Origin of the sequence: Oscillatoria sp. CS-180, from assembly GCF_028330965.1 — a bacterium.
Taxonomy (GTDB): domain Bacteria; phylum Cyanobacteriota; class Cyanobacteriia; order Phormidesmidales; family Phormidesmidaceae; genus Halomicronema.
Window position 1 is genome coordinate 1 of sequence record NZ_JAQMUB010000092.1, and the last position, 24,141, is coordinate 24,141.

A 24,141-nucleotide genomic window follows, 5' to 3' on the forward strand; every position below is an offset into this window, starting at 1 on the left:
CAATTGCGTTGGAGGATGGCACAACCGCACCGGAGATGATGTTGTTGCCATACATCAGAGAACCTGCAACAGGCTCACGGATGCCGTCGATGTCGACGGGAGGGGCTGCGATGAACGCAATCACGTAGCAAGCGGTAGCAGTTACAAGCGTAGGAATCATAAGCGTACCGAACCAGCCTACATAGAGGCGATTCTCGGTGCTGGTGACCCACTGACAGTAACGCTCCCACAGGCCCGCATCATTGCGGGTTTGAAGTGTAGAAGTCATAGTGATGATTGCCAGATAAATACGACAAAACGAGTGAAAACGTGTAGCTATTAAGTACAGTTTTTCACCTATTGAACAGCGTAAAGATTCGTATTAGGCTTCTGTTCATTTTGTATAAAAAACTTCTACTTCTGACATATTCCGTAATTTCTTTCCGAGTAATAATTGATAGTCGTATGACTTCAAAGATTTCTGTCTCGATTTATTAAGGTGCTACCCACTTAAAGTGCAGGTCTATATTACGAAATCGCAACAGTAAATACTAAGTCAGATACCCCAATCCGTTTATTGAAGGGTCTTTCAGGCTTTTGGTTTAGCCTGGAGGCCATTGAAGCGATCGCCCACCTAACAAGTGCATATGCAAATGAAAAACTGTTTGCCCTCCATTCTTACCCGTGTTAATAACCACTCGATAGCCGTCCTCAGCAATTCCCATTTCTTCTGCTAAAGACTTAAGTGTCAGCAGCATATGACCTAACAATTCCTTATCGCCACTTTCAGCATCAGCAAGTTTTGGAATCGGTTTCTTAGGAATAACCAAAACGTGAGTCGGGGCTTGAGGAGCAACATCCCGAAAAGCAAGACACAAATCATCCTCATAAACAATATCAGCAGGAATTTCACGGCGAATAATTTTGCCGAAAATAGTGTCTTCACTCATAGGGCAGCGCCAATTCAAAGAATGTCCCTATTTTAAGGGCTGAAACGAAAAAGAAGATATAGCTTTAGCCCTCACCTATCCACCCTCTCCTCCCATTACTCCTTCACCCAAAGTGCCAGTCCACCTCCTCGCCCACGAGCCGCTATGTAGTCATTTGCTACCGCAAAAAAGGCAAAGAAAGGCAACTGCGCGATTGTGGTTTCCTCGAAGGGTTTGTCTGCTCGTTTTTGGCGGTTGACGGTCCCTTGGTAAGCTGTCAATCCAAAGCAAGTCACACGCAAGTGGGTAAAGTCGAACATCAGCAAGTTTTTCTTACCCAGATAACGGGCAGGTCCAGTAAAGCGAATGTGTAAAGGACCTACGTTGAGCTGATTAGCAATTGTCAACGGGGCGTCGTTGCTGTCGTCTGACGAAAAGGAGATGCGGGCGATCGCTAGCTTCGGCACATAGAAACCACTCCCTATCGGTTCACCAGACTGAAACTTTGCCTGCTTGCCCGCACTGAAACACAGCCGCCACGTTCCCAACAGTGACTCCAGCGAAATCGCCTGTTTCGCCTGCTTTGTTGATCGCTCCTGCTCTAGCAAAGCCGCTGTCAAGGTTCGACCGTTAGGCCGCTGAACGCCTGACCGAGTGAAACCTTGAACAGCTTTGTCGAGGATGGCAGCATGATGTAAGCCGGCAGTTGAAGACATGGTTGAGATGGTTATGGCAGTGATCGCTCCAGTTCCATCAGAAACTGGCAAAATTTTTGAACATCCTGAATGAATAAAGGATGACAATTCGCAAGCTGTTCAACTAACTCGCTCACGCGATTAGGACGAAGCTCAAAACCATAGCGATGCATGACACTGTTTGAGTTCATTTTGTAAGCGAGCAATAAGCACACGATACTGACTCATAAGAGCGTTCCTTGAGCGATCGCGGCTCGGATAGGGGGACTTGCCAACTCTACAGGCACCAAATCAATTGAAAATTCCGATAGCGCTAATAATTGGGCGACAGCGGCGAAGTAATGCTCAGGATCTAAGTTCCAGACGGCTAGATCCAAATCGGACTGCCCATGAAAGGCGGTCTCATCAAGCACTGAGCCAAACACAACAACATGGCTCACTCCGAATGCCTCCCGTAGCAGAGTAGCTGCTTCCTGAGCTACCCGTAATCCATGCAGACGCCTCTGACGCAGCTTTTCGCGCTGTTGCTGCTGGCGTCGTCGAGCGGTTTCGATATAAGGCTGCATGTCCACAGGCGATCAGTTCTTGGTACACCTCAGAAGATTGGAAAACTGTTTTGATTTGACTCGAAATACAGATGAAGATAAGCGTAAAGATGAAAACCGAACTCTCTCATCAGCATCACGCCAAATGTAGATGTTCGGTTTTCTCGCTACAGTTAGTCTCAGTTTGAACCTATACCAACTGGCAGGCACCACCTAAGCCACAACTCAATTCTTCCATGGTGACCTTGCCGTCATGATCCATATCTAAGGCATCAAAAACAGCATCAGTCCCCATCCATTCTTCGCGGGTGATGAGGCCATCTCCATCCAGATCATAAGCGGCAAAAAGATCCTGAGAGGCATGGTTTGCCAACTCCTCGCCCTTGCCAAGCTGATCCAAGCGATCAGCCAACAGCCCTTCCAAAGTCTCTAAAGCCTTGCTGAAGCCCTTAATGCCCTCGTCAAGTTTGTCAGACGCCATTCGATCTTCAGAATGCATCTTGTCGAAGGTCGCTTTGTCCATAGCAATCTTGTCGATGGCCATATCCTTGGCCTTAGCCGGATCAAGCTTGCGTTCCAGCGTGCCTTCTTTGTCCTGGAGTTGAGCTAGCAGCTTGGGGGAGATCGTCAGCAAATCGCAGCCTGCTAGTTCTTCGAGTTCGCCGACATTGCGGAAGCTGGCGCCCATCACCTCAGTCTCGTAACCAAACTTCTTGTAGTAGTTGTAGATCTGGGTAACGGACTGTACACCGGGATCTTCTGTAGGGGTATACTCCTTGCCCGTTTCTTTCTTATACCAGTCCAGGATACGACCCACGAAGGGTGAAATCAGAGTGGCTTTTGCTTCGGCACAGGCGATCGCCTGATGCAGCCCAAACAGCAGCGTCAGGTTACAGTGAATGCCGTCCTTCTCCAAGACTTCAGCAGCTTTGATACCTTCCCAAGTCGAAGCGATTTTGATCAGAACGCGATCGCGGCTCATACCCACAGCTTCATATTGAGCAATGAGATCACGAGCCGTGGCGATCGTTGCTTCAGTGTCGTAGGACAGCCTGGCATCCACTTCAGTAGACACTCGACCCGGCACAATCTCTAGAATCTTGAGGCCAAAAGCAACCGCCAATCGCTTGAAGGCCAAGTTAGCAATTTCTTTATCTGAAGCCCCTTCTCCGGCTTCTTGCTTCGCTTTCAGCAGCGTCTCGTCGACAATGCCGTGATATTGAGGCATTTGGGCAGCGGCGGTAATCAAAGAGGGATTCGTGGTGGCATCACGCGGCGTAAATTGCTCGATCGCTTGCAGGTCGCCAGTATCAGCAACTACAACAGTCATGTCGCGCAGTTGCTCTAACAGATTCTGAGCCATATCCCTTACCTCATGGTTGGAAAGCATAGATGCCTTTAATTGTAGAGACGAGGATTTAAGTTCTCATTAAACAAAAATAAGGAATCGCCGCTCAACTAACAAAAGACCATTAAGCAAAATGCAACTATTTGCATAAAAATAGTGGATTCGATAGGATATATGCAAATAGTTGAATAAGGTGGTTTCCATGGCTAACCCCTCACAACAGACTCTTCCGCAATCGGTACCGCTAGCAAGATCTCAACAGTATTCTCCTGAAGCAGTGCAAGGTATTTTAAGCAAAGCACTGGAACTACGCTCTCAAGAAAAGTATTCAGCTCAGCAGTTAGCAGAAATGGCAACTGAGCTAAACGTAACGCCGGAGTTATTGAAGCAAGCTGAAGCCGACTGGCGATCGCAGCAAATTGAAACCGCTTCTCGACAAGCCAAGAGTGCCGAACGTCAGCGCAATCGACGGGACTCTTGGCTGAAATATCTTGCTGGAAGTGCTTTGCTAGTCGGGATCAACGTCGCTACGGCTGGAACCGTTACTTGGGCAGTTTTCCCTGTGATGGGCTGGGGATTGGGCGTTGTATTCGGTGACTGCGATCAGCCCTGTTCTAAATCTCACAGTTCCAAATCTCATAAAAAGCCCTCATGAGCTAACTTAGAGATGTCTAAAAATATCCGGCTATAGTGCATTACGCTGCGCTAATGAGACCTTACCAACGGTAAATTCTTTCCTGGAGATTTCCTTCTTCGTGATTTTTGGTAAGCGCTACAGAGAACGGCTTTCAACTTGCTCTTGCAGTTGCTCAACGCGCGTTGCCGTCACCTGGGCCAGACAAGCACTATCATCACCACTCTCAAAGGCACAGTGAGCATTGCGATAGTCAATCCAGGCAAGCTGCGCATCAGTCAACTGGTCTTGATCAGCCGCATCCAAATAGGTCTGTAACTCCTGATAGACTGCATTAAGTTCTTCGTCAGCAGCCTCATAGCTGATGGCAGCACCTTTGTTTTGCTGCAACTCTGCTGTGCGATCGCTCGTCAACCGTTCCATACAGCTGTAGTAAATAGTAGGCTGAATCGAGCCTCCCTCAAACTGGGACTGAACAAACTCGCAGTAAGCATCCCGGTAAGCAATCCAAGCTCGCTCTGCTGCAATCAGCTGATCTTCTTTCTGTTCACTCAACGAAGCCTTAACAGCCTGATAGGCATTGTTTAGCTGCACATCGGCCTGATCGTATTCGGCCTTCGCACACTGATTCATGAGCGCTTGAGTTTGCGGCTCCGAGCATTCTGCGGGCAAAGGCGGCACTGGCTCAGGCTCGGGAGCAGCTTGTCCCGTTGTCGTTGATTCTGAGGCAGTAGGGGATGTCGTCTCTTCAGGGATTTCTTCTGGTGACTGAGCAGCGGACGGCTCCGGTGGCGTTGTCTGCTCTGGGACAGGCTCAGGAGAGACACCGGGCTGCTCAGCAGTATCAGTGGTTTGTTGACAGGCCGCGATCGCGCCTAAACATAAGCCGACCGCCAGTCCTAACCCTATTCTTCGAGTAACTCCCTGCATGTTTTTGCCCCTTCCCACGCTGCAATGTTATCAAGCATAGCTTGGGCTTTCTGCAAACAGATGGCCTCAAGCAGGTGCAATGTCTTAATGTCTTGCGGATATTTGCAAAATGCTGACGAATAATAGTTGGTGAGTAGACAAAACCCCAGCTAGACTACATCTGGTAATGAGGTATGGCCGTCGTCAGTTCCGTGAGGACAGACAGCGAGCCATTCGGCTATTGTGCTCAGCATTCAGATGCGATGGGTGCACTAGCCTAGACAGCTAAAGCTATACGTTGCGGTCGGCGCAAATTGTGCCATCAGCACGGCACGCTAAGGAGACATTATGATGACAGCTCGCATAGGATCCGCGATCGCGATCGGAGCCAGTATTGCATTCTCAGGTTTGCCTGCCCGTGCTCAATCGCCAGGGCTATATTATGCGTGGCGGTCCATTAATGATGACGTTATGGTCTGCCTTGATCGCTCTACGGCAGCACTAAGCAGCCAGGGAGTGGGTAACATTCAAGTTGAGGGCAATAGCGTCGCAGGCACCACGGACGAAGCCACCGCCGTTTTTGTGTGCTTAGACAATGCAGACGCCACAACAGTCATGATTATGGTGTCTAGCAACGACGATGACATTGCCTTTGATCTAAGGGAGACTCTGAAGACAGTCTTCTAACAGGCTGCTTTGGCTCTATCGGTTTCTGCTTTTTGCTGTAAGGTGAGTATCCTGGTCAATTGTTACTGCTAGGAGCGTTATCTGTGGCTGCTGTTCGAGTTCGACAACATGTGAATCCGCTCAGCAATAAATATCAGACAGACTTCTCCGCACCTGATTGGGCAAAACTATACGATAATCCAAATCAGCCATTACATATTGATATTGGCTGTGCCAAAGGCCATTTCGTGACCCAGATGGCAACGCTACAGCCTGACTGGAATTTTCTGGGATTAGAAATCCGGCTCCCCCTAGTTGATTACGCCCTACAGCAGCGGGATCAATTGGCACTGAAAAACCTGCACTTCCTATTCTGCAACGCCAACACCTCGTTAGCCGATTTGCTTGCGAACCTACCAGCAGGCGCTTTACAGCAGGTTAGTATCCAGTTTCCAGATCCGTGGTTCAAGAAACGTCACCAAAAGCGGCGGGTTGTGCAGCCTGAACTCGTCCAATCGCTTGCCCGATTTTTGCCGAATACCGGGCGAGTTATCCTCCAGTCTGATGTTGAAGAAGTCGCTCAGGACATGTGCGATCGCTTCAGCGAAAACCCAGCCTTTCAGCGAACCCATCCAGATTGGTTACCTGACAGTCCTTTTCCCGCTCAAACTGACCGCGAAACCTTAACGTTGAGCAAAAAGCTCCCCGTCTTCCGCGCTATCTTCATTAAGCCCAAACCCTAAAAACCGTCCCAGCGAGAAACCGACATGTCACAACCCGATCTTCGTTGCTATGCACCTGCGACAGAACGGAACCGAGAACCTATCCTCACCATCCTTAAATCAGTCCTCCCAGCAAATGGCACAGTTCTTGAAATCGCCAGTGGCACAGGACAACACGCCGTCTTTTTCGCCCCTCGCCTTACCCCTCGCCATTGGCTGCCCAGCGATCCCAATCCCTCCGCCCGCAATAGCATCACGAGCTGGATTGCAGCAGAGGACATAGAAACGCTGTATCCTCCTCTTGATATCAACGTCACTCAGCAAGATTGGGAACGGCAGATCATCGATTGGCAAAGCCATCATCCAAAGCAGGCCCCTGCGATCGCAGCCATCGTCAATATCAACATGATCCATATCTCCCCTTGGGCCGCCAGCGAGGGACTGTTCACGGGAGCCGAAAACCTTCTATCCCCAAATGGAGTGCTTTATCTCTATGGTCCCTTCAAGCGCAACGGGCAGCATACAGCGCCCAGCAATGAGGCTTTTGACGCATCGTTGCGATCGCAAAATTCACAATGGGGCGTTCGGGACCTGGAGAGCGTCACAGAATTAGCCCATCAGCACCATTTTCGTTTAGCTGATGTTTTTCCCATGCCGGCCAACAACTTCTCCTTGGTCTTTCAGTATGAGGGTTCACGGTCGTAGAGGATTGTGGGTACCCTATCGAAGAAGATTGAGTGTGGCGATCGCGGACTTTTGCAAAATCAGAGTAAAGCTTGAGGTCTCTCTAAAAAGCGGCCAGTTTCGGTCACTATAGTTAGTGAGAATTTCTAGCCAAGGCTTGTTTTCGAAAAACGAATCTCATTCTCAGAATTCAGGCCATTAAATAGACATTTCGTGTCACTCTGAGAACTCAAAAAAGGACTTTTAGCATGAAGTTTGTGCCCCTTAAAAGACGTTTTTTAAGAGCTGCTAGATTTTGGAGTAGACCCAGTTATCAAACTATTTGTGACGAAGCTTGGGCCTTGGCACCTGCGCCTGAAGCTCGTCAGGGGTATCAATCCGTTTATTTAGAGGGGCAACTAGACCGCGTAACAGGCGTTTTTACTAGCTTTGAAAAAGAGAACGAGCGCATCAACGGTGAGTGGAAAGAGTTCAGACCTACGATGGCCTATCGTCTGAGAAATGTGTGCTTGGCAAATGGATTTTTGTACAAAGGCGCCATGAAAGCGACGCTGTCACCGGAGAAAGAAAAGCTCATTATTTCTGCTGACTATGAAGAGATTGATCAAGCCTTCTTAACATCTACGTACTGTAGCAATCTCTACTTCGGACATTTTGTTTACGATGAATTGCCCGCAACGATGCTTGCTGAAAGCTTGGGCACTCCCATCATGACCAAGCGGCAGCCCTACTTTCATGAACCTGAATATCGGGACTTATTTGACCTCCAGGCTCGTTCGGTAGAAAGGGCCAAAATCAAAGAAGTCGTTATGACGGATGACTTTCCCTGGAATGACTTCAAGGTCGAGCGAATTCGGAAAATGCGGGCAAAGCTGCGGGAGCAGTTGGGAGCAGCCAATCCACCCGGCATCTACTATCGCCGGGGGCGTTCAGGTGCCTCTCGATTCATGGTGAACGAGGCAGAGATCGAAGCGTGTTTGGCCAAAAGAGGGTTTGCGATCGCCGATCCCCAAACCCAATCGGCTACCGAAATGTTCAAACAGGGCATCGGCGCAGAAATTGTTGTGGGTATCGAGGGCAGTCAGATGGCCCCTAGCCTGTTTTCAGTCAAAGACGGTGGCGCTTTCCTGGCACTCCAACCGCCCAATCGGTTCAACAACCATGCCAAAGATCGAACGGATGCAATGGGATTAACCTATGGCTTCGTTATAGGGCTACTCGAAGAAGAAGGCTTTAGGATTGACGTTGGAGAGCTAGAGCGCACACTGGATCTGCTCTACGCAAAAATACGTCCTGCCACCGTATAGCCTTAGGCAGAAGGTTGATAAGGAAACACCTACAGACATAACAGATTCATGAAGTCTCATAGAGGAAAGCACTTTCTGCCTTCACAATGAGAGTCAGCGAATTCTCAGTAACTCACATGGCGTATACCTGCGAAATCAGCTCAGGGCAGCGGCTCTATTTGGAGAACAGTGGAGAGCAAACAGCTGTAACTCTGGCTTCCAGCAGCACGGGGCAGCAGCAACAGTCCAGTAGTCAATTCACGACTGGAGCATGGACCGCACCACCTGAAGCCTTTCAAACCGCTGCAGGAGTTGTTATCAAACTCACGACGACTCAAGGTGTTCAGCATTTGCAAGTGCAGGGTAATCAAATGGGACTAGTGACGGACCATCCTGTTCCAGGCAGTGCTCAGCAGATGCAAATGAGCACCAATGTCGCTATGCCTAGCAACACTATGCCGCCGATGGAATCTATGCCGCCCATGCAGCCTATGCGAATGGGAGACATGGAAATGAGTCTGAATCCCATGCAGATGCGAATGGGCAATATGGAAATGCAGATGGGTAAGTCTGTTAAGCGTTCGCCTGGCAAAACCAACTTTTGTAGTCAGTGTGGAACGCCGGTAAAACCCAGCGATCGCTTCTGTGCTAACTGCGGCCATCAGTTACAGGACTAGCGATTAGGCGCGATCGCTCTTCATCTCTGCAATGACGGGGTCAAACCCATCGGGAAAATGAGTTTCAGCGGGATCGTAATCAGCACCGTGAAAGTCAGCATCAGTCAAGGTTGCCTGCCGCAAGTCCGTGCCAATCAACATGGACCCTCTGAGATTGGCACCGCTGAGATCAGCGCCGCTAAGCGAGGCATAGCTGAGATCAGCACCGCGCAAATTGGCTTGACTGAGGTTGGCTTCGTTCAATTCCGCGTAGCTCAAATCAGCCCCCTTTAGATTGCTTTCTTGCAAATCAGCCTGATTGAGACATAGGCCAGAAAAAGCACGTTGTCCGTAAGCGTAGGCTGCCAACAACGTTTCAGCCTCTTCAATCTCAGATACGTTTTTGAAGACAGACATCGGAAAACCCTCACAAAACAGACTTGTTCACTCGTTAGTAGTGATGTTTACCTCCAAGCCCGCCCCGTCCCCAGTTAAGGTAAATGATGAGCATAGGGCTGACTTAGAAACAGTGCTCGTTCGCCCCTGCGTCGCTTGACTAAGCCGGGCAAGGTTTGTCCACCAGCCTTGACCCACCGAGGAAACTCATCAGCCGCGCCTTGATAATCTCCGGCATTGAGCTTTCTCAATAGCGTGGACCCTTCCAGAGCACCTACTCCCAAGTTAAAGGCAAAGGAGACTAAAGCGGAAAACTGATTGCTATTGACAGGCACTTTGACCGCATTGCGAACGCCATTCTCAAAATACCGAAGATCTTTTCTGAGAATCGCCTCAGCTTCAGCTTCTGTGATGGTCTGTCCAGCATAGACTTGGGGATCCCCTGCCGCCGAGGTATGTCCATAACCAATCGTCCAAACGCCAACAGAGTCCTGATAAGCAGTCAGTTCCAACCCTTCAGAGCGTTTGACAATAGTCAGTCCATCATCGTTGATGCGGTCGGTTCCTGAAGTCGAGGCGGGCGGTGCCGGGGTGCTGAAAGAGTCCAGTACAGATGAAGGCGGGGGGGCAGGGGGAGGCGTTGGCGGTGTCGGCTTTTGCGGTGGCTCTGGCCCACTCAAAGAGACTGTCATCGCTCTAGGATAGTCAGGACGAGTAAACCATGAACGGATAGCGGATACGTTCAGAACTTGCTCTTGTGGGTTCGTCGAAGAGGGATATTTCGTGAGACGGGAAATCCAATAGCCGCCTTCCATTAAATAAATCGCTTTACTCGTTTCTTTAATCCAAGTACCCATGTAATTGTCCTAACTAATAGCGAGATCTGGCATTAACTATTTTGATGAGATGTTTCAGTGACCTTTAGTCCTGGGCGCAGTATCAAAATGGTTGGCAGCCTCGTCTTAGCTAAAGAAGCGACTGCTGTAGACCATCCCTGTATGCCGCGATCGCAACAATAGCCTTAATTCTCATATCAACAAACTTTCCCGAAAACTATCTTGAAATTGCGTCCATGCCCTTCCTGGCAATCGAAGTCGCTCTATAGGTAAACGGTGTAGTCCTGACTCAAGAACAAAGCTCTTTCGGCGTCGCGGCGACGAACCAACCCCAACAGCGTTTCTCCTCCAGCTTTGACCCACCGGGGCAGCTGATCAGCAGCACCCTGATAGTCTCCCGTATTGAGTAACCTCAAAAGTGTTGAGGTCCGCAAAGCGCCTACTCCGACGTTAAAGCTGAAGGAGACCAAAGCAGAAAATTGGTTGCTGTTGAGCGGCACCGTAACCACATCGCGAACGCCATTCTCAAAAATCCCCAGATCTTTCTTCAGGATGGCTTCCGCTTCCGCTTCTGTGATGGTTTGTCCGGCATAAACCGTTGGCGGCCCTGCGGCTGACGTATGGCCATAGCCAATGGTCCAAACTCCCACAGAATCTTGATAGGCTCTCAGCTCTAAACCCTCAAAATGTTTGATAATTCGCAGGCCATCGCGGTTGATTTGGTCATTCCGAGACACGGGTGGTGGTGTCAGCGGAGCCGGTTTTTGCGGAGGTTCTTTAGAGCTTTGAATGGAAACTGTCATAGCTCGGGGATAATCATCGCGGAGAAACCACGAGCGAATGGCTCCAATGTTGAGAACTTGCTCATTAGGATTTGTTGCAGAGGGATATTTGCTGAGACGCGAAATCCAATAGCCCCCCTCCATAAGGTAGATTGCTTTACTAGTCTCTTTGATCCAAGTACCCATGCGAATTCTCCCTGAAGCGTGTAACCAAACAAGTCGTTAGGGTTAGGATAAATAGCTTCTAATTGGCTTAACCATTAAAAGGATAATTGCCAGTCTGCAAGTATCCCAGTGACCTGAAGCTGCCTCAGTTTAGTCCACATGCATTGCAAATAGCGCACAACTGTGGCAAAAAGGCCCTGAATTCATTAGTGGAATCTGTAGTATAGGTGGCGGTCTACGCTTCGTATAAATAAAACAGCCACATTCTTGACAAAAGCGGCTGATTCTTGAATTTGCCCTTAAGTTCCGTCTCAAAACTTATGGATGGGTAAGAGTTTCTCTTGCACAGCCGTTAAGATAATTGAAGGCCTGAAAATCTGGAGTAGTCGCCTTATGACTTCCGCGATCGCCGTTAATTCTCCTCAACAGTCTTTAACGGCACCGACCGTTCGACGTTTGAGCAATGGGCTAACTATCATTGCTGAGCAAATCCCCGTCGAAGCTGTCAACCTCAGTCTTTGGTTCCGCGTCGGATCGGCGATCGAATCGGGCACTATCAACGGCATGGCCCACTTTTTGGAACACATGATTTTCAAAGGGACGTCACGGCTTCCGGTAGGGGAATTTGAACGACGGATCGAGGCCCACGGCGGTATCACCAACGCGGCGACTAGTCAGGACTATACCCAGTTTTTCATCACTTCCGCCCCTCAAGATTTTGCATCCTTAGCCCCTTTGCAGATCGAACTCGTGATGAACCCGTTGCTGACAGACGAGGAGTTCGAACGAGAGCGTTCTGTCATTTTGGAAGAAATTTCGCGAGCTAACGATAACCCGCGTCGCCGCACTTTTTATCGTTCAATGGAGGTGGCCTTTGAGCGACTGCCGTATCGTCGCCCTGTTTTGGGCCCTGAATCGGTAATCGAGCGTTTGACTGCGCAGCAGATGCGTGAGTTCCATGCTTACTGGTATCAGCCAGAGCGGATTACTGCTGTTGCTGTGGGTAACTTGCCAGTTGAAACCCTGATCCAAACCGTAGCTGATGGATTTGACCAGGCACTTGCTTTTCGCTCTGCGAACCCCATTACCCGCTACAGCGACGCCAATATCTATCGGTCTGCACCTGAAAGCCCTTTTACCACTGTGCAGCGCCATGACCACGTTGATCCGGCTTTTCAACAAGCTCGGCTAGTGCTCAACTGGCGTGTTCCTGGACTAGCGGACTTTGAGAAAACTAGCGTCCTCGACGTACTATCCTCCGTTTTAGGTCGGGGTCGTATGTCCAGACTGGTTCAAGATTTGCGTCAAGAGCAGCAGCTGGTTACCAGCATTTCCGCAAGTAATCTGGCGTATTGGCAGCAGGGTGTTTTTAGTATTGCTGCACAGCTGCCCGAAGAAAACTTAGAAGCGGTCGAGGCAGCTATTACCAACCACATTGCGGAAATCCGTGAGCGATCTATTACAGCTACAGAGTTACAGCGGATTCAGACTCAAGTTGCGAATCGTTATATTTTTGGGAGCGAAAGTCCAAGCGATCGCGCGGGGCTTTATGGTTACTATCAAACGCTGACAGGGCAGCTTAATCACGCATTGTCCTATCCTGAAAAAGTTCAGCGCCTGACCCCAGCCGATATCCAAGCAGCCGCACAGGAATATCTATCAGCCGATGCTTATGGTGTGGTGACGATTCGGCCAGGATCATAAAAATGCCTCTCCCATATCCCCGCCTATGTGGAACTCTATTGCCCAAGAGATTACCCGCGCTACTAAAAACCCTTTTGACATTCAAGACCGCCGTAGCATTGGTGGTGGCAGTATCAATCAGGCCTATCGCCTATCAGACGGCGATCGCAATTACTTCGTAAAACTCAATCGAGCAGCCCAGTACGGCATGTTTGAAGCGGAAGCTTTGGGCCTGAAGGAGATCGCTGATAGCAATACCATCCGAGTTCCCCGTCCGATCTGCTGGGGCACGGCAAACGGCTCAGCCTATATTGTGATGGAATATTTGCCGTTAGGGAATAGCAGCCGACAAGCTTGGTATCAAATGGGTCAAGATCTTGCGGCAATGCATCGCGTAATCAGCGATCGCGGTTTCGGCTGGCAGCGAGATAATACTATTGGCGATACCCCTCAAAAAAATCCTTGGATCGAAGATTGGGTAACGTTCTATACCGAATATCGTCTGCGCTACCAGTTTCAGCTAGCTAACCGTCGAGGTCATTTTCCTCAGCAGGATGCTTTATTGGCCGCAATCCCTTCTCTCTTATCAGGACATGACCCTGAACCATCACTCGTGCATGGCGATTTGTGGTCAGGCAATGCGTCGGTGATGGCGGATGGCACCCCAGTGATTCTGGACCCAGCTACCTATTATGGCGATCGCGAAGTCGATTTAGCTATGACCGAAGTATTCGGCGGCTTTCCAAATGCTTTTTACGAAGGCTACCAAGCGACTTATCCCTTAGAAGACGGGTATGAAATACGCAAGATACTTTACAACCTATATCACATACTGAATCACTTCAATCTCTTTGGAGGTGGCTATGGGTCGCAGGCTAGTAGTATGTGCGATCGTCTACTACGCTACATCTAAAACTCACTAGATAGAATTTCATACATCTAAACTATTGCTCTACTTGTAGAGTTGCTGAAGTAACGCAATCGTTCAGGGTTGGACTATGACAAACAGCAATATGATTTCAAATAGTGAAGTATCTGAGCTAGACAAAGATCACTTATCAAAAATAGATTCTGTCAAGAAAGACAAGAAAAAAGGGACTAAAAAGAAGAAAAGAAAAGATCACCAATACGACACTTTGAAGAATTCAGAACGCAAGGTTTTTCACCATATTTCCGAAGCAGAAGGTAGTTCAAAACTACCCAAAAAGTTTTATGAAAAAGAGCTAGCGCGGCTGCAAGTAGAACTGGTCAAAATGCAATATTGGGTGAAGCAGACAGGCACTCGCATTGTGATTTTGTTTGAAGGTCGTGATGCTGCCGGAAAGGGGGGCACTATCAAACGCATCACAGAACCCCTAAATCCCCGGGGATGCCGAATTGTGGCACTGGGAACACCGAGCGATCGCGAAAAAACACAGTGGTATTTTCAGCGCTATATCACTCATCTTCCTGCTGGTGGTGAAATCGTTTGCTTTGACCGCAGCTGGTACAACCGGGCCGGAGTAGAGCGTGTCATGGGATTCTGCACCGACGAAGAGTACGAAGAATTCATGCAGACTTGCCCACAGTTTGAACGAATGCTCGTTAGATCCGGCATTATCCTGCTGAAATATTGGTTCTCTGTCAGCGACGAAGAACAAGAGCGTCGGTTTCAATCGCGTCTGACCGATCCAGCTCGTCGCTGGAAGCTAAGTCCAATGGATGTCGAATCTCGCAATCGATGGGTAGAGTATTCTCGGGCTAAAGACGCGATGTTTGCCCGCACAAACATTCCAGAAGCCCCTTGGTTCACGGTCGAAGCCGATGACAAAAAACGCGCTCGTCTCAACTGCATTAGCCATCTTCTCAGCAAAATACCCTACGTGGACATGACGCCCGACCCCATAGAGCTACCTCCCCGCAAGGATGCTCCCGTCGATTACGTCCGCTCTCCCATTAACGAGCAGTTTTTCGTTCCTCGGAAATATTAAAAGCGCTTTACGCTTTCGCTTAATCCTAGCAGAAGAGAAATGGGATTTATATTGAAGTCAAAAAAGAGAAACAGTGGTTCCCTACTGATGCATCCAGGTCAAAATAGTGAGTCCTGTAAGTAGGTCTTAAACAAGAGAAACCCAACGACTTAATAGTTCCGTTGGGTTTCAAAATGTCAGCTCAACCTACATTTTTGGGGCTATCGCCATCAAGTCAATTCTTTAGCGATAAACGTCCCAATCACGGATGCCATTGTCGTTGAGAATAGTCTCAGCCGCTCGAATCTCTTGCTCCGTCCCTTCAACCATGACGAGGTACTCATTGTTGTTGTAAACGCGATCGTTGTAGTAGTTTGCGCGATCTTCAGGAATACCCCAGCCAATGAGTGCACCCAGCAAACCACCACTCGCAGCACCAATACCGCCACCAAGCAGCGTATTTGCTAACAAAAAGCCAATTTCAGCGGCAGGTCCAACACCCGGAATTGCCAGAATACCGAGACTACCAATTAGACCAATCGCACCACCTGTAGCAGCACCGGCAGTAGCACCGGCACCGGCACCGCCCTTTGCTTGTTCTGCCGAAGACTTGGCCTGATTATAAGTATCGTTACTGCCAGAAATTTCTCTCAGACCTTCACCAGCCTTGGCTACGACGGAAATATGATCCATGTTGAAGCCAGAATCCCGTAAGCGATGCATTGCTTGTTCCGCCCCAGAGCGATTTGAGAACAGTCCAACTGCACGCTGTTTTTGAACAGTGTTGGTAGCTACCATAAAGAGTTTCCTCCAATTGAAAACATCACATAGCAAGCGCGACTGTTCGCCGCGATCGCCTGTAGTCACACCTTGACAGGAACGCGGCTGTTATGCCTTCGCCCAACAGTTAGATGACGAATTGACCGTAAGGGGGAAACTTTTATGCCTTTGAAAAGGCTGGCTGTGCCGATTCCGCTGAACAAGACGGCAAGCACCCGTTTGAGAATGGCCGAGTTATTCGTCGGCCAAACGAATGACTCGACAGGGGTTTCCAGCCGCCACAACTCTATCAGGAATGGATTTCGTAACGACGCTGCCGGCTCCAATCGTACTGTTGGGGCCGATGGTGACACCGGGACAGATGATCGCACCACCACCAATCCAAACGTTGTCCCAAATGGTGACGGGCGCGGCCATTTCTACCCCCGTTCGGCGGATTTCAGGAACGGTCGGGTGATAGGCCGTATAGATCTGAACGTTCGGCGCAATCAGCACATCATCGCCAATGGTGACCCAGTTGCAGTCCAAAATCGTGCAGTTGAAATTGATGTAGAGATTTCGCCCTGCCTTAATATGGCTGCCGTAGTCACAGTAAAACGGTGGACGAATTTCGCAATTTGGCCCGATCGCACCAAATAATGCTTGAACAAGCTCAATTCGTTCTGCCAGGCTATCAGGCGGCAAGGTATTAAAAACCTGCAAATAGCGCTGAGCCGCCAAGTTCATCTCAACCAACTCCGGATCAGATGCTAGATAAGGCTCATTGGCAAGCATCTTTTCGCGTTCTGTTTTAGCCATCGTTAAAAGAGGGGCATAGTACCGACATATCACCGATATAGTATTGAAGAACCACTTACCTTTGTCAGTGAACTGCCTACGCCTGTATGTCCACTCGTTCCCAACCGCCTCAATTGCGTCCCTATCAGGTCGAACTGATTAACGACCTCTATCGCAAAATCAACGAAGGCCATACCAAAATCGCCATCATTGCGGGAACAGGGGCAGGCAAAACCATTATCAGCGGCCAAATTTGTGCCCATGCCGAAGCTGCGGGTAAGCGGCTCATGTTTTTGGTGCATTTAGACGTCCTGGTAGGGCAAACCTACGAAAAGATGAAGGCATTCGGCTTACACTGCGGCTTCATCAAGGCTGGTTGGGAAGAAGACCGAGACGCGCCGATTCAGATCGCCAGTGTCCAGACGATGGCTCAGCGTAAGTGGTGGCGCTCCTGGCCTGCTGATGTCGTCTTTTACGATGAAGCTCATACTACGCTGTTTAGTCGAGTGGGCAAGTCTGTTCTCTACAAAACCCATCCCCATTCTGTTCACTTGGCGATGACAGCTACGCCAGAGCGGCTAGGCAAAGACCAACTAGGCGAGCATTTAGACACGTTAGTTTCGGCTCCACCACCTGCTGAGCTACAGTCGATGGGCTTTTTATCTCAAATGAAGTACTTCAGTATGCCGCAGGATGGCATTGCTGACTTGAAAGGCGTGAAGACAGTACGGGGTGACTATGACGAAGCGGGTTTGAAGAATGCATGCGATCGCCCCGAACTCGTCAGTAAGATTGTTCAAGAATGGCAACGTCTTACGTTAGGCAAACGAACGATCGCGTTCTGCGTTGACATTGAACATGCTCGCCACGTTGCAGAAGAATTTCGCCGGTCAGGGATTCCCTCAGACACTGTAGAAGGGGGCACCCCTATCAAAGAACGTCAGCGCATGTATGCCGACCTGAGAGAAGAGCGCATCCTAATGCTGACCTCCTGCAATGTCATTAGCATTGGGTTTGACGAACCCAGCGTCGAAGTTGGACTCCTCCTGCGACCCACTCAGTCCAGTGCGTTACACATTCAGCAGATCGGGCGCATCATGCGAATTTCGCCTCAAACGGGTAAAGCCTGTGGCATTATTCTCGACCAAGCAGGTAATTTAGAGCGATTGGGCTTTCCTGAAGACATTGACGACTATCACCTGCCAATGCGAAAAGGCGGCGGCGGCAGCAGCAAACCACCCCCCACAAAGCCTTGCCCCAGTTGCGGTCGCATTGTCCTGAGTTTTGTCGTGCGCTGCCCTGAGTGCGCTCACCAGTGGATATCTGAGCGTCCGCTCAACCTCGAAGACATGGTGCAAATTTATTCTCGCGATCAAGCCCATACCATCCGCGACATTCCTACGCTGATTGAGATTTTTCATGGACATCGCCGTCGTGTTTTCAAAAGCGGATATGCGGTCACCTTGGCGGATCACAATTTCTTTGAGCACACGGGCAGAACGGCAAAAGAATCTTGGTGTCTGGGTTCCATCTTCGGACGGCGTCCTACCTCGGAGCACAAACAAGCCTTTCTGGAATACCTCCATCGCAGTGCTCGACGACTAGGCAAACGCGCTGATTGGATCATGCGCGAATTCGAGAAGGAGTTTGGCCCTGGCACCTGGGAACAAATGGCTCAGCAGCGACAATAGACCATATCCGGTCAAAATGTAAAGATTGCGAATTCGACCGTCGAGGCAAACAAGGTGTACTGGCTGAAACAGGGGTGTAGGTTAGCTAATAGCTGACGCGATATAGCCCCTCCAATTGATTCAGGGTAGGCATCATAGAGAAACTTCCAACATCAGGGCCTTAGATTACCCTCGTATCTCCCCGTCGTGCCATGAATTCTTCTGTTCTACGACAATACTGGTCTGTGCTGCTGCTGCTCATCGGACTCAGGCTGATCTTTTGGCTAGGAGCCTTTCCGAACCCGGATGAGGCCTATTACTGGCTGTGGGGGCAACATCTCGACTGGTCCTATTTTGATCATCCCCCGTTCCATGCCTGGGTACAGGGACTCTTTGCAGCAGCGTTGGGCCGATCGCGCTTTGTTCTGCGCCTCCCCACCCTCATCAGCACCGGACTTTTGTTTGGGCTTTATTGGGTCATTTGCCATCGACTTTGTGAACGCCAGGCCAGAAACGCCTTTTGGCTAACCGTCCTGCTGTTTCTGACTTCGCCGCTGTTTTTTCTATTCTCAGCGATGGCCTGGCATGACCACTGGCTAATCTGGTTTGGCACAGCGTCAAGCTATTGTCTGATTCGCTTTCTGAGCAGCGATCGCTCTACGTCCTATCCCTGGCTCTATGCAGCTGGAGTTCTCATTGGCTTAGCGGGGTTGTGTAAGTACGTTGCTCTATTTCTGGGGCTGGGGTTCTTGGTCGCGATCGCGTCCCATCCGCGCTGGCGATTGCTGTTCAGCACTGTTCACCTATACGGCGCGATCGTGCTGGCGCTACTGGTGCTCACGCCAGTGTTCTGGTGGAATATCCAAAACGAATTTTACTCCTTCCAGTTTTACTTAGGGCGTAGTGTGCAGTCAGAAGCTAGCGTTATTAACTGGCTAGGTCCAATCGGGTTTCTGCTGCTCAGCGCTCTCATTTTGGGTCCCATTCATGTTTGGGCGCTCTTAGCCTCCACTCGTCGAGGGTTCACCAAACCCTTCGGCATTGCTTATCAGCGGGTTGCGCTCATTGTTTTGGGCACCTCAACGGTTTTGCTTGCTCTACTGTCGCTAAGAGCGCCAGTGCTCTATTACTGGAATATTTTGGCCTACCCGTTGTCTTTTCCATTAATGGCTGTGGTTTTTCTCAATTTGCATCATCTAGCCAAACTGCGCCATCCCAGAGTTCTCAAGTCGACACTGGCATTAGGAACCTTAGCGGCTGTCGTCCTCGTGACACACTACACAGTCTTGCCGCTGTCGGCCCTAGTCTCGGAAACAGGAGATGACGATACGCGGATGCTCTACGGCTGGAACACCGTTGCCAGCGCTATCGAGCGCGAGATAGCAGCATTTTCAGAACAGCCATTACTGCTAACAACCGATTATCGGTCAGCGTCTGCTCTGGCGTACGTTCTCAACGATCCCTCTGTGATCGCTCTGTCAGGTCGAATTGACCAGTTCGATTTTTGGTATGACTCAGCGGCGCTGAATAATCAAAGCGGGATTTTATTGGGCGATCGCTGGCATCCTATTTGCCCGGCCCACCTGGCTCTGTTTGAGCGCACAGACCCGCCCATATCCGTGGCCGTCCAAAGATGGGGAGTGTTCATCAAAACCTATGATCTGGTCAAGGGGTATGACTTTAAGTCAACGGCAACCGTGCCTCATCCCCTGTCCCCTGACTACCCCCTGTCATTTACCTCGGACGGTGAGACGTGTTCTTGAATCAACTCATGAAGTCTTCATTTCTTGACATCTCTGGGCGTCTATCGTGTCTCATTCATGGCGGAGTGTAAAGCTATGCAACAAAAATGAAGCGTTTGTTTCGCTGGCGGAAGGCCAGAATGCCGAAAGGCTCTTATGTCGGACACTTTCAACCGCATTTGAAACGGTATCAAGCTTAACAACTCGTAAATTGCATCTGCCTGAGGGCAGTGTATATAAATTCTGGAGGGTTTAAATTTTGGAGCTGCAAAGCGAGTCAAGGTAACGGTTTCGTTATTGCGATCGTGGCAAATCCGAAGGTCTGTCTCTCTTATTCAGGTTGAACTTCTTTACTTCTGCACAAGCCTGGCTTTGTAAGGAAGCTTGAAGAAAGTTTAAGAAAATAAGAGACGACTGTTTCCTCTCTTTAAGATCCTCTCATATACGTCGTAGGCAGCGTGAGCTGATTAACTGCGATTCCAGTCAAGAAAAAAACGAACTCAAACTATTTAGGAGATTGAGGCGAATGTTTGACGCATACTCCAAGGTTGTTTCCCAAGCTGATGCTCGTGGCGACTTCCTATCTATGGACCAAATCGATGCTCTTCAGAAGATGGTTTCTGATGGCAACAAGCGTTTGGACTCCGTAAACCGCATCACTAGCAGCGCTTCCAAGATCGTTTCTGATGCTGCTCGTGCATTGTTTGCTGAACAGCCCCAGCTCATCGCTCCTGGTGGTAACGCTTACACTAACCGTCGTATGGCTGCTTGCTTGCGCGACATGGAGATCATCCTGCGCTACATCACCTACGCGGTATTCACTGGCGATTCCTCCGTGCTGAACGATCGCTGCTTGAACGGTCTTCGTGAGACCTACGTTGCTCTGGGTGTTCCTGGTGCTTCCACTGCAGCTGGCATTGAGAAGATGAAGGAGTCTGCTATCTCCATCGTTAACGATCCTAACAACATCACTCAAGGTGATTGTTCCAGCATCGTTTCCGAAATCGGCAGCTACTTCGACCTCGCTGCTTCCGCTGTTGCCTAGTCTTAGGCTGTTTTCAGTGCTTATTGCACGAATTCTCTGACTTAAACCAAGACCAAACTTGTACATCTTTTAGGAGATAGTTCCAATGAAAACTCCTCTGACTGAAGCAGTTGCTGCTGCTGATTCTCAAGGCCGTTTCCTGAGCAACACTGAAATGCAGGCTGCTTTTGGCCGCTTGGACAAAGCTGCTTCTGGTTTGGAAGCTGCTAAGGCTCTGACTCAGAAGTCTGATTCTTTGGTCCAAGGCGCTGCTCAGGCAGTCTACAACAAGTTCCCTTACACCACTCAGATGCAGGGACCTAACTACGCTGCAGATGAGCGTGGTAAGCAAAAGTGTGCTCGTGACATCGGCTACTACCTACGCATGGTGACTTACTGCTGTGTTGCTGGTGGTACTGGCCCTATGGATGAGTACCTCATCGCTGGCCTAGATGAAATCAACAGCACTTTCGAATTGTCTCCCAGCTGGTACGTAGAAGCTCTGCGTAACATCAAGGCAAGCCACGGTTTGAGTGGTGACCCTGCTGTTATCGCTAACTCCTACCTCGACTACGCAATCAACGCTCTTAGCTAGATTGTCCTAATTTGCCCGGAGGGGCAGACAGTTGTTAGCACCTGGTTAACAGTTGTTTGCCTGTCCGGGCATTGTTGTATCTGAAATATTGCCAAGGAGAAGGCAAATGGCAGTGACAACTGCAGCGGGACGTCTTGGGGTGTCCCCGTTTGACGAGTCGGAAAAGGTGGAGCTACGTCAAAACTGGTCGAAGACAAACGATATTGATGCGGTTATTCGTGCCGCCTATCGTCAGGTTTTTGGCAACCAGTACATCATGGCGAGTGAGCGTCAGACCAGTGCGGAATCCCTCCTGCGTCAAGGCGACATCTCAGTCCGTGACTTTGTTCGGGCACTAGCCTTGTCGGATCTGTATCGCGAAAAATTCTTCCAGTCAGGTCCACAAAACCGATTTATTGAGCTGAACTTCAAACATCTGTTGGGCCGTGCGCCCTATAGCCAAGATGAAGTAGCTGCTCATACTTACCTCTATCAGACTCAAGGATACGAGGCAGAAATCAATTCCTACATTGATTCTGAGGAATATTCTGAGACCTTTGGGGAAAATACAGTCCCCAAAAATCGTGGATATCTGACTCAGCGTAGCCAGAAGACAGTCGGGTTCCCCCGCTTCTTCAAGCTGTATCGGGGATACGCGACGAGCGATCGCTCCCAGAAAACAGGTGATCGTGCTCGTCTCGTACAAGAGATTGCCAAGAACGTTGCATCCCCTATATCTGAGGCTAGCACAGGTGCCGCAATCGTAGGTAATAACGGCGGTACTCGTGAGAAGCTCTATCGCATCCGCGTAGCTCAGGCAGCTGCACCTGGGCGACTTCCTCAAGTACGTCGCAGCAACACCGAGTATCTGGTGCCTTACGAGCAGCTGTCTCGTAAGCTTCAGCAAATCAATCGTGCGGGTGGTCGCGTAACGAGCGTTACTGAGGCTTAAACCTGCAGACAGCTGGAAAACGGCCTCGGTGGGAGTGACTGTTTCTGTAAAGGAATGGTCAATTTCATTTGGGCCGTTTTCTTGATCTTTGACGTTTTGAAAAAAGGAGGATAAGAGAGTGCCTATCACAACTGCCGCATCCCGTTTGGGAACGGCGCCCTTCGAGGAAACGGGTCGAGTCGAACTGAGAGCCGATTATTCTGCTGACGATGTCGAGCAGGTTATCCAAGCCGTTTATCGTCAACTGCTGGGTAACGACTATCTCATGCAGTCTGAGCGCCTTGGTAGCGCTGAGTCTTTGCTACGAAACGGTCAAATTAACGTTCGTGAATTTGTTCGAGCAGTTGCTAAGTCTGATCTGTATAAAAACAAGTTCTTTCATGGCAATTTTCAAACTCGGGTAACTGAGCTGCACTGCAAGCATTTGCTAGGGCGCGCTCCTTACGACGAGTCTGAGGTCATCGAGCACCTTGATCGATATGAAAACGCAGGATACGACGCCGACGTTGACTCGTTTATTGATAGTGAAGAATATCAGGCGAACTTTGGTGAGAATGTTGTGCCTTACTATCGCAGCTTTGTCTATCAGGCGGGGCAGCGGAGCGTAGGCTTCACTCGCATATTTCAACTGTATCGGGGATATGCGACAAGTGATCGCGCCCAAATGGGTAACGGCTTGTCTAAACTAGCTGAAGAATTGGGCCGTAACCAGGCCTCTTCCATCAAGCCGCCCAGCGCTGTAGGAAGCGCTACCACTCGCAAAGGCAACACAGTTCCCAACAAAGCTTTGGGAGGAACCACGCCTTTTGGTGGGCAGCCTGGTAAGGTTTATCGAGTTGAAGTTGTCGGTATGGCGGGCCCTGGATATCCTCGGATTCGTCGTGCTAATACCGCTTTTCTCGTTCCTTACGAGCAACTTTCTAATAAGCTTCAGCAGATCAACCGCATGGGCGGACGGGTTTCAAGCGTAACGCCTGCTGGTAACTAAGTTAGCTTTAGCAAGTAGTGGATTGCCCTGCCACAGGTGTCGGTTGGGTTACAACGTAACGAAATCTAGCGTAGCGACTGGATTGGCTGTGCTCGCGGCGTAGATTTCCTTTGTTAAGGGAATTTACCATAATCCTGGCCCGCGTTGGAGTTTGTTTTGCTCAACATTAGCCGACATAAACTGCTTGGGGCTGGATCAATCCACTCCATATCTCATCTCAATCTGTACCAAGATGCTGAATTCAAAGCATGAGCCAGCATTTTGATACTGAGAAAACAAAGCTCTACCCATTCTCTCGCTAGAGTAGAAATGCTGTTTTACATCGTGTAGGAGATATCTGTACATGATTGGCCAGAATGCTTTTGGCACATCAACCGCTTCCCCATCTAAGGGGCGTATGTTTTTGTACGAAGTGAGCGGCATGCGTCAGACTTGGGAATCTGACAAAAATAACTTTCCCATTCGGAATAGCGGCAGCACTTTTATCAAGGTGCCTTACAGCCGTATGAACGAAGAGATGCAGCGGATCACCCGCCTGGGCGGACAGATCGTTAGCATCAAACCGCTAAACAGTGATGGTTCTGTGGCAGAAGAAGGCTAAGGGCTGTGTAAGCCAGAGCTTTTAATTCTGCCCCACAATGGGTTTTTCTATCTTTCGACGAGAGACGCTGTTATGGGAATTTGAGTTTGGTAAGTGACGTCCATTGACCAGGTCGTTGCAGGCTAGAGCTTAGAATTCCATAAATGCGTCTCTTTATTTTGCTTAAGCG

General features: G+C 49.6%; 27 protein-coding genes and 1 pseudogene. 16 read left to right on the plus strand and 12 right to left on the minus strand.

The genetic code is table 11. The features are described from left to right. The 6 genes and pseudogenes from PN498_RS24530 to PN498_RS24555 all read right to left on the minus strand — a co-directional run. Positions 1 to 268, minus strand: a pseudogene (locus PN498_RS24530) (photosystem II q(b) protein); the annotation flags it as partial. A 313-nt stretch (positions 269 to 581) separates the two neighbouring features. Next, complete coding sequence (locus tag PN498_RS24535) at positions 582 to 929, minus strand: histidine triad nucleotide-binding protein (RefSeq protein ID WP_272066085.1); 348 nt, start codon at positions 927 to 929, stop codon at positions 582 to 584. Between the two features lie 95 nt (positions 930 to 1,024). Continuing rightward, entirely contained in the window at positions 1,025 to 1,624 is a 600-nt protein-coding gene (locus PN498_RS24540) for a hypothetical protein (RefSeq protein WP_272066086.1), read from the minus strand. A gap of 11 nt (positions 1,625 to 1,635) precedes the next feature. Further along, the gene (locus PN498_RS24545; protein WP_272066087.1) at positions 1,636 to 1,794 is read right to left on the minus strand and encodes a hypothetical protein; all 159 of its coding nucleotides are present in this window, start codon (positions 1,792 to 1,794) and stop codon (positions 1,636 to 1,638) included. 33 nt (positions 1,795 to 1,827) lie between these two features. Further along, the gene (locus PN498_RS24550; protein ID WP_272066088.1) at positions 1,828 to 2,169 is read right to left on the minus strand and encodes a nucleotidyltransferase family protein; all 342 of its coding nucleotides are present in this window, start codon (positions 2,167 to 2,169) and stop codon (positions 1,828 to 1,830) included. Between the two features lie 169 nt (positions 2,170 to 2,338). Further along, a complete protein-coding gene (locus PN498_RS24555; protein ID WP_272066089.1) occupies positions 2,339 to 3,511 on the minus strand; it encodes a transaldolase in 1,173 nt (390 codons plus the stop codon). Positions 3,512 to 3,698: 187 nt separating this feature from the next. On the opposite strand from PN498_RS24555, the gene PN498_RS24560 reads away from it, so the two are divergent. Further along, the gene (locus PN498_RS24560) at positions 3,699 to 4,151 is read left to right on the plus strand and encodes a 2TM domain-containing protein (RefSeq protein ID WP_272066090.1); all 453 of its coding nucleotides are present in this window, start codon (positions 3,699 to 3,701) and stop codon (positions 4,149 to 4,151) included. A gap of 117 nt (positions 4,152 to 4,268) precedes the next feature. Here the strand turns inward: PN498_RS24560 and PN498_RS24565 are convergent, their stop codons facing one another. After that, the gene (locus tag PN498_RS24565) at positions 4,269 to 5,060 is read right to left on the minus strand and encodes a lysozyme inhibitor LprI family protein (protein ID WP_272066091.1); all 792 of its coding nucleotides are present in this window, start codon (positions 5,058 to 5,060) and stop codon (positions 4,269 to 4,271) included. A 327-nt stretch (positions 5,061 to 5,387) separates the two neighbouring features. Between PN498_RS24565 and PN498_RS24570 the strand changes: the two genes are divergently transcribed. From PN498_RS24570 to PN498_RS24590, 5 genes are all read left to right on the plus strand, one after another. Beyond that, positions 5,388 to 5,726 carry a hypothetical protein gene (locus PN498_RS24570; protein WP_272066092.1) on the plus strand — a complete coding sequence of 113 codons (339 nt, stop codon included), beginning with the start codon at positions 5,388 to 5,390 and terminating at the stop codon, positions 5,724 to 5,726. Between the two features lie 83 nt (positions 5,727 to 5,809). Then, positions 5,810 to 6,448 (plus strand): tRNA (guanosine(46)-N7)-methyltransferase TrmB, encoded by a 639-nt coding sequence (gene trmB / locus PN498_RS24575; protein ID WP_272066093.1) that lies wholly within the window; start codon positions 5,810 to 5,812, stop codon positions 6,446 to 6,448. Positions 6,449 to 6,472: 24 nt separating this feature from the next. Next, entirely contained in the window at positions 6,473 to 7,132 is a 660-nt protein-coding gene (locus PN498_RS24580; RefSeq protein ID WP_272066094.1) for a DUF938 domain-containing protein, read from the plus strand. Positions 7,133 to 7,452: 320 nt separating this feature from the next. Further along, on the plus strand, positions 7,453 to 8,418 hold the full coding sequence (locus tag PN498_RS24585; protein ID WP_272066095.1) for a glycosyltransferase 61 family protein: 966 nt from the start codon (positions 7,453 to 7,455) through the stop codon (positions 8,416 to 8,418). A gap of 86 nt (positions 8,419 to 8,504) precedes the next feature. Continuing rightward, positions 8,505 to 9,074 carry a zinc ribbon domain-containing protein gene (locus PN498_RS24590; RefSeq protein ID WP_272066096.1) on the plus strand — a complete coding sequence of 190 codons (570 nt, stop codon included), beginning with the start codon at positions 8,505 to 8,507 and terminating at the stop codon, positions 9,072 to 9,074. A gap of 3 nt (positions 9,075 to 9,077) precedes the next feature. On the opposite strand, the gene PN498_RS24595 is transcribed toward PN498_RS24590, so the two are convergent. The 3 genes from PN498_RS24595 to PN498_RS24605 form a co-directional block, all read right to left on the minus strand. Continuing rightward, positions 9,078 to 9,470 carry a pentapeptide repeat-containing protein gene (locus PN498_RS24595; protein WP_272066097.1) on the minus strand — a complete coding sequence of 131 codons (393 nt, stop codon included), beginning with the start codon at positions 9,468 to 9,470 and terminating at the stop codon, positions 9,078 to 9,080. Between the two features lie 74 nt (positions 9,471 to 9,544). After that, on the minus strand, positions 9,545 to 10,306 hold the full coding sequence (locus PN498_RS24600) for a lysozyme (RefSeq protein ID WP_272066098.1): 762 nt from the start codon (positions 10,304 to 10,306) through the stop codon (positions 9,545 to 9,547). Positions 10,307 to 10,548: 242 nt separating this feature from the next. Further along, positions 10,549 to 11,253, minus strand: coding sequence for a lysozyme (locus tag PN498_RS24605; RefSeq protein ID WP_272066099.1), 705 nt, complete (start codon positions 11,251 to 11,253; stop codon positions 10,549 to 10,551). A gap of 372 nt (positions 11,254 to 11,625) precedes the next feature. Between PN498_RS24605 and PN498_RS24610 the strand changes: the two genes are divergently transcribed. The 3 genes from PN498_RS24610 (at position 11,626) to ppk2 (ending at position 14,885) form a co-directional block, all read left to right on the plus strand. Beyond that, the gene (locus PN498_RS24610; protein WP_272066100.1) at positions 11,626 to 12,936 is read left to right on the plus strand and encodes a M16 family metallopeptidase; all 1,311 of its coding nucleotides are present in this window, start codon (positions 11,626 to 11,628) and stop codon (positions 12,934 to 12,936) included. Positions 12,937 to 12,961: 25 nt separating this feature from the next. After that, positions 12,962 to 13,828: a fructosamine kinase family protein gene (locus tag PN498_RS24615; RefSeq protein WP_272066101.1), complete on the plus strand. Its 867-nt coding sequence runs from the start codon at positions 12,962 to 12,964 to the stop codon at positions 13,826 to 13,828. 223 nt (positions 13,829 to 14,051) lie between these two features. Next, positions 14,052 to 14,885: a polyphosphate kinase 2 gene (gene ppk2, locus PN498_RS24620; protein ID WP_272066102.1), complete on the plus strand. Its 834-nt coding sequence runs from the start codon at positions 14,052 to 14,054 to the stop codon at positions 14,883 to 14,885. A gap of 222 nt (positions 14,886 to 15,107) precedes the next feature. Here ppk2 and PN498_RS24625 read toward each other — a convergent pair whose 3' ends face one another. Continuing rightward, a complete protein-coding gene (locus tag PN498_RS24625) occupies positions 15,108 to 15,662 on the minus strand; it encodes a general stress protein (RefSeq protein ID WP_272066103.1) in 555 nt (184 codons plus the stop codon). A gap of 216 nt (positions 15,663 to 15,878) precedes the next feature. After that, on the minus strand, positions 15,879 to 16,442 hold the full coding sequence (locus tag PN498_RS24630; RefSeq protein ID WP_272066104.1) for a sugar O-acetyltransferase: 564 nt from the start codon (positions 16,440 to 16,442) through the stop codon (positions 15,879 to 15,881). A gap of 86 nt (positions 16,443 to 16,528) precedes the next feature. Between PN498_RS24630 and PN498_RS24635 the strand changes: the two genes are divergently transcribed. The 7 genes from PN498_RS24635 to PN498_RS24665 all read left to right on the plus strand — a co-directional run bounded on the left by PN498_RS24635 (position 16,529) and on the right by PN498_RS24665 (position 23,972). Beyond that, on the plus strand, positions 16,529 to 18,112 hold the full coding sequence (locus tag PN498_RS24635; protein WP_272066105.1) for a DEAD/DEAH box helicase: 1,584 nt from the start codon (positions 16,529 to 16,531) through the stop codon (positions 18,110 to 18,112). 191 nt (positions 18,113 to 18,303) lie between these two features. Further along, positions 18,304 to 19,854, plus strand: a complete 1,551-nt coding sequence (locus PN498_RS24640; protein ID WP_272066106.1) for an ArnT family glycosyltransferase — start codon at positions 18,304 to 18,306, stop codon at positions 19,852 to 19,854. Positions 19,855 to 20,359: 505 nt separating this feature from the next. After that, a complete protein-coding gene (locus tag PN498_RS24645; RefSeq protein ID WP_272066107.1) occupies positions 20,360 to 20,878 on the plus strand; it encodes a phycocyanin subunit beta in 519 nt (172 codons plus the stop codon). An 85-nt stretch (positions 20,879 to 20,963) separates the two neighbouring features. Next, entirely contained in the window at positions 20,964 to 21,452 is a 489-nt protein-coding gene (gene cpcA, locus PN498_RS24650) for a phycocyanin subunit alpha (RefSeq protein ID WP_272066108.1), read from the plus strand. A 106-nt stretch (positions 21,453 to 21,558) separates the two neighbouring features. Beyond that, complete coding sequence (locus tag PN498_RS24655) at positions 21,559 to 22,383, plus strand: phycobilisome linker polypeptide (RefSeq protein ID WP_272066109.1); 825 nt, start codon at positions 21,559 to 21,561, stop codon at positions 22,381 to 22,383. A 118-nt stretch (positions 22,384 to 22,501) separates the two neighbouring features. Next, positions 22,502 to 23,371 (plus strand): phycobilisome linker polypeptide, encoded by an 870-nt coding sequence (locus PN498_RS24660; RefSeq protein ID WP_272066110.1) that lies wholly within the window; start codon positions 22,502 to 22,504, stop codon positions 23,369 to 23,371. 343 nt (positions 23,372 to 23,714) lie between these two features. Further along, positions 23,715 to 23,972, plus strand: a complete 258-nt coding sequence (locus PN498_RS24665) for a phycobilisome linker polypeptide (protein ID WP_272066111.1) — start codon at positions 23,715 to 23,717, stop codon at positions 23,970 to 23,972. Positions 23,973 to 24,141: the final 169 nt, after the last annotated feature.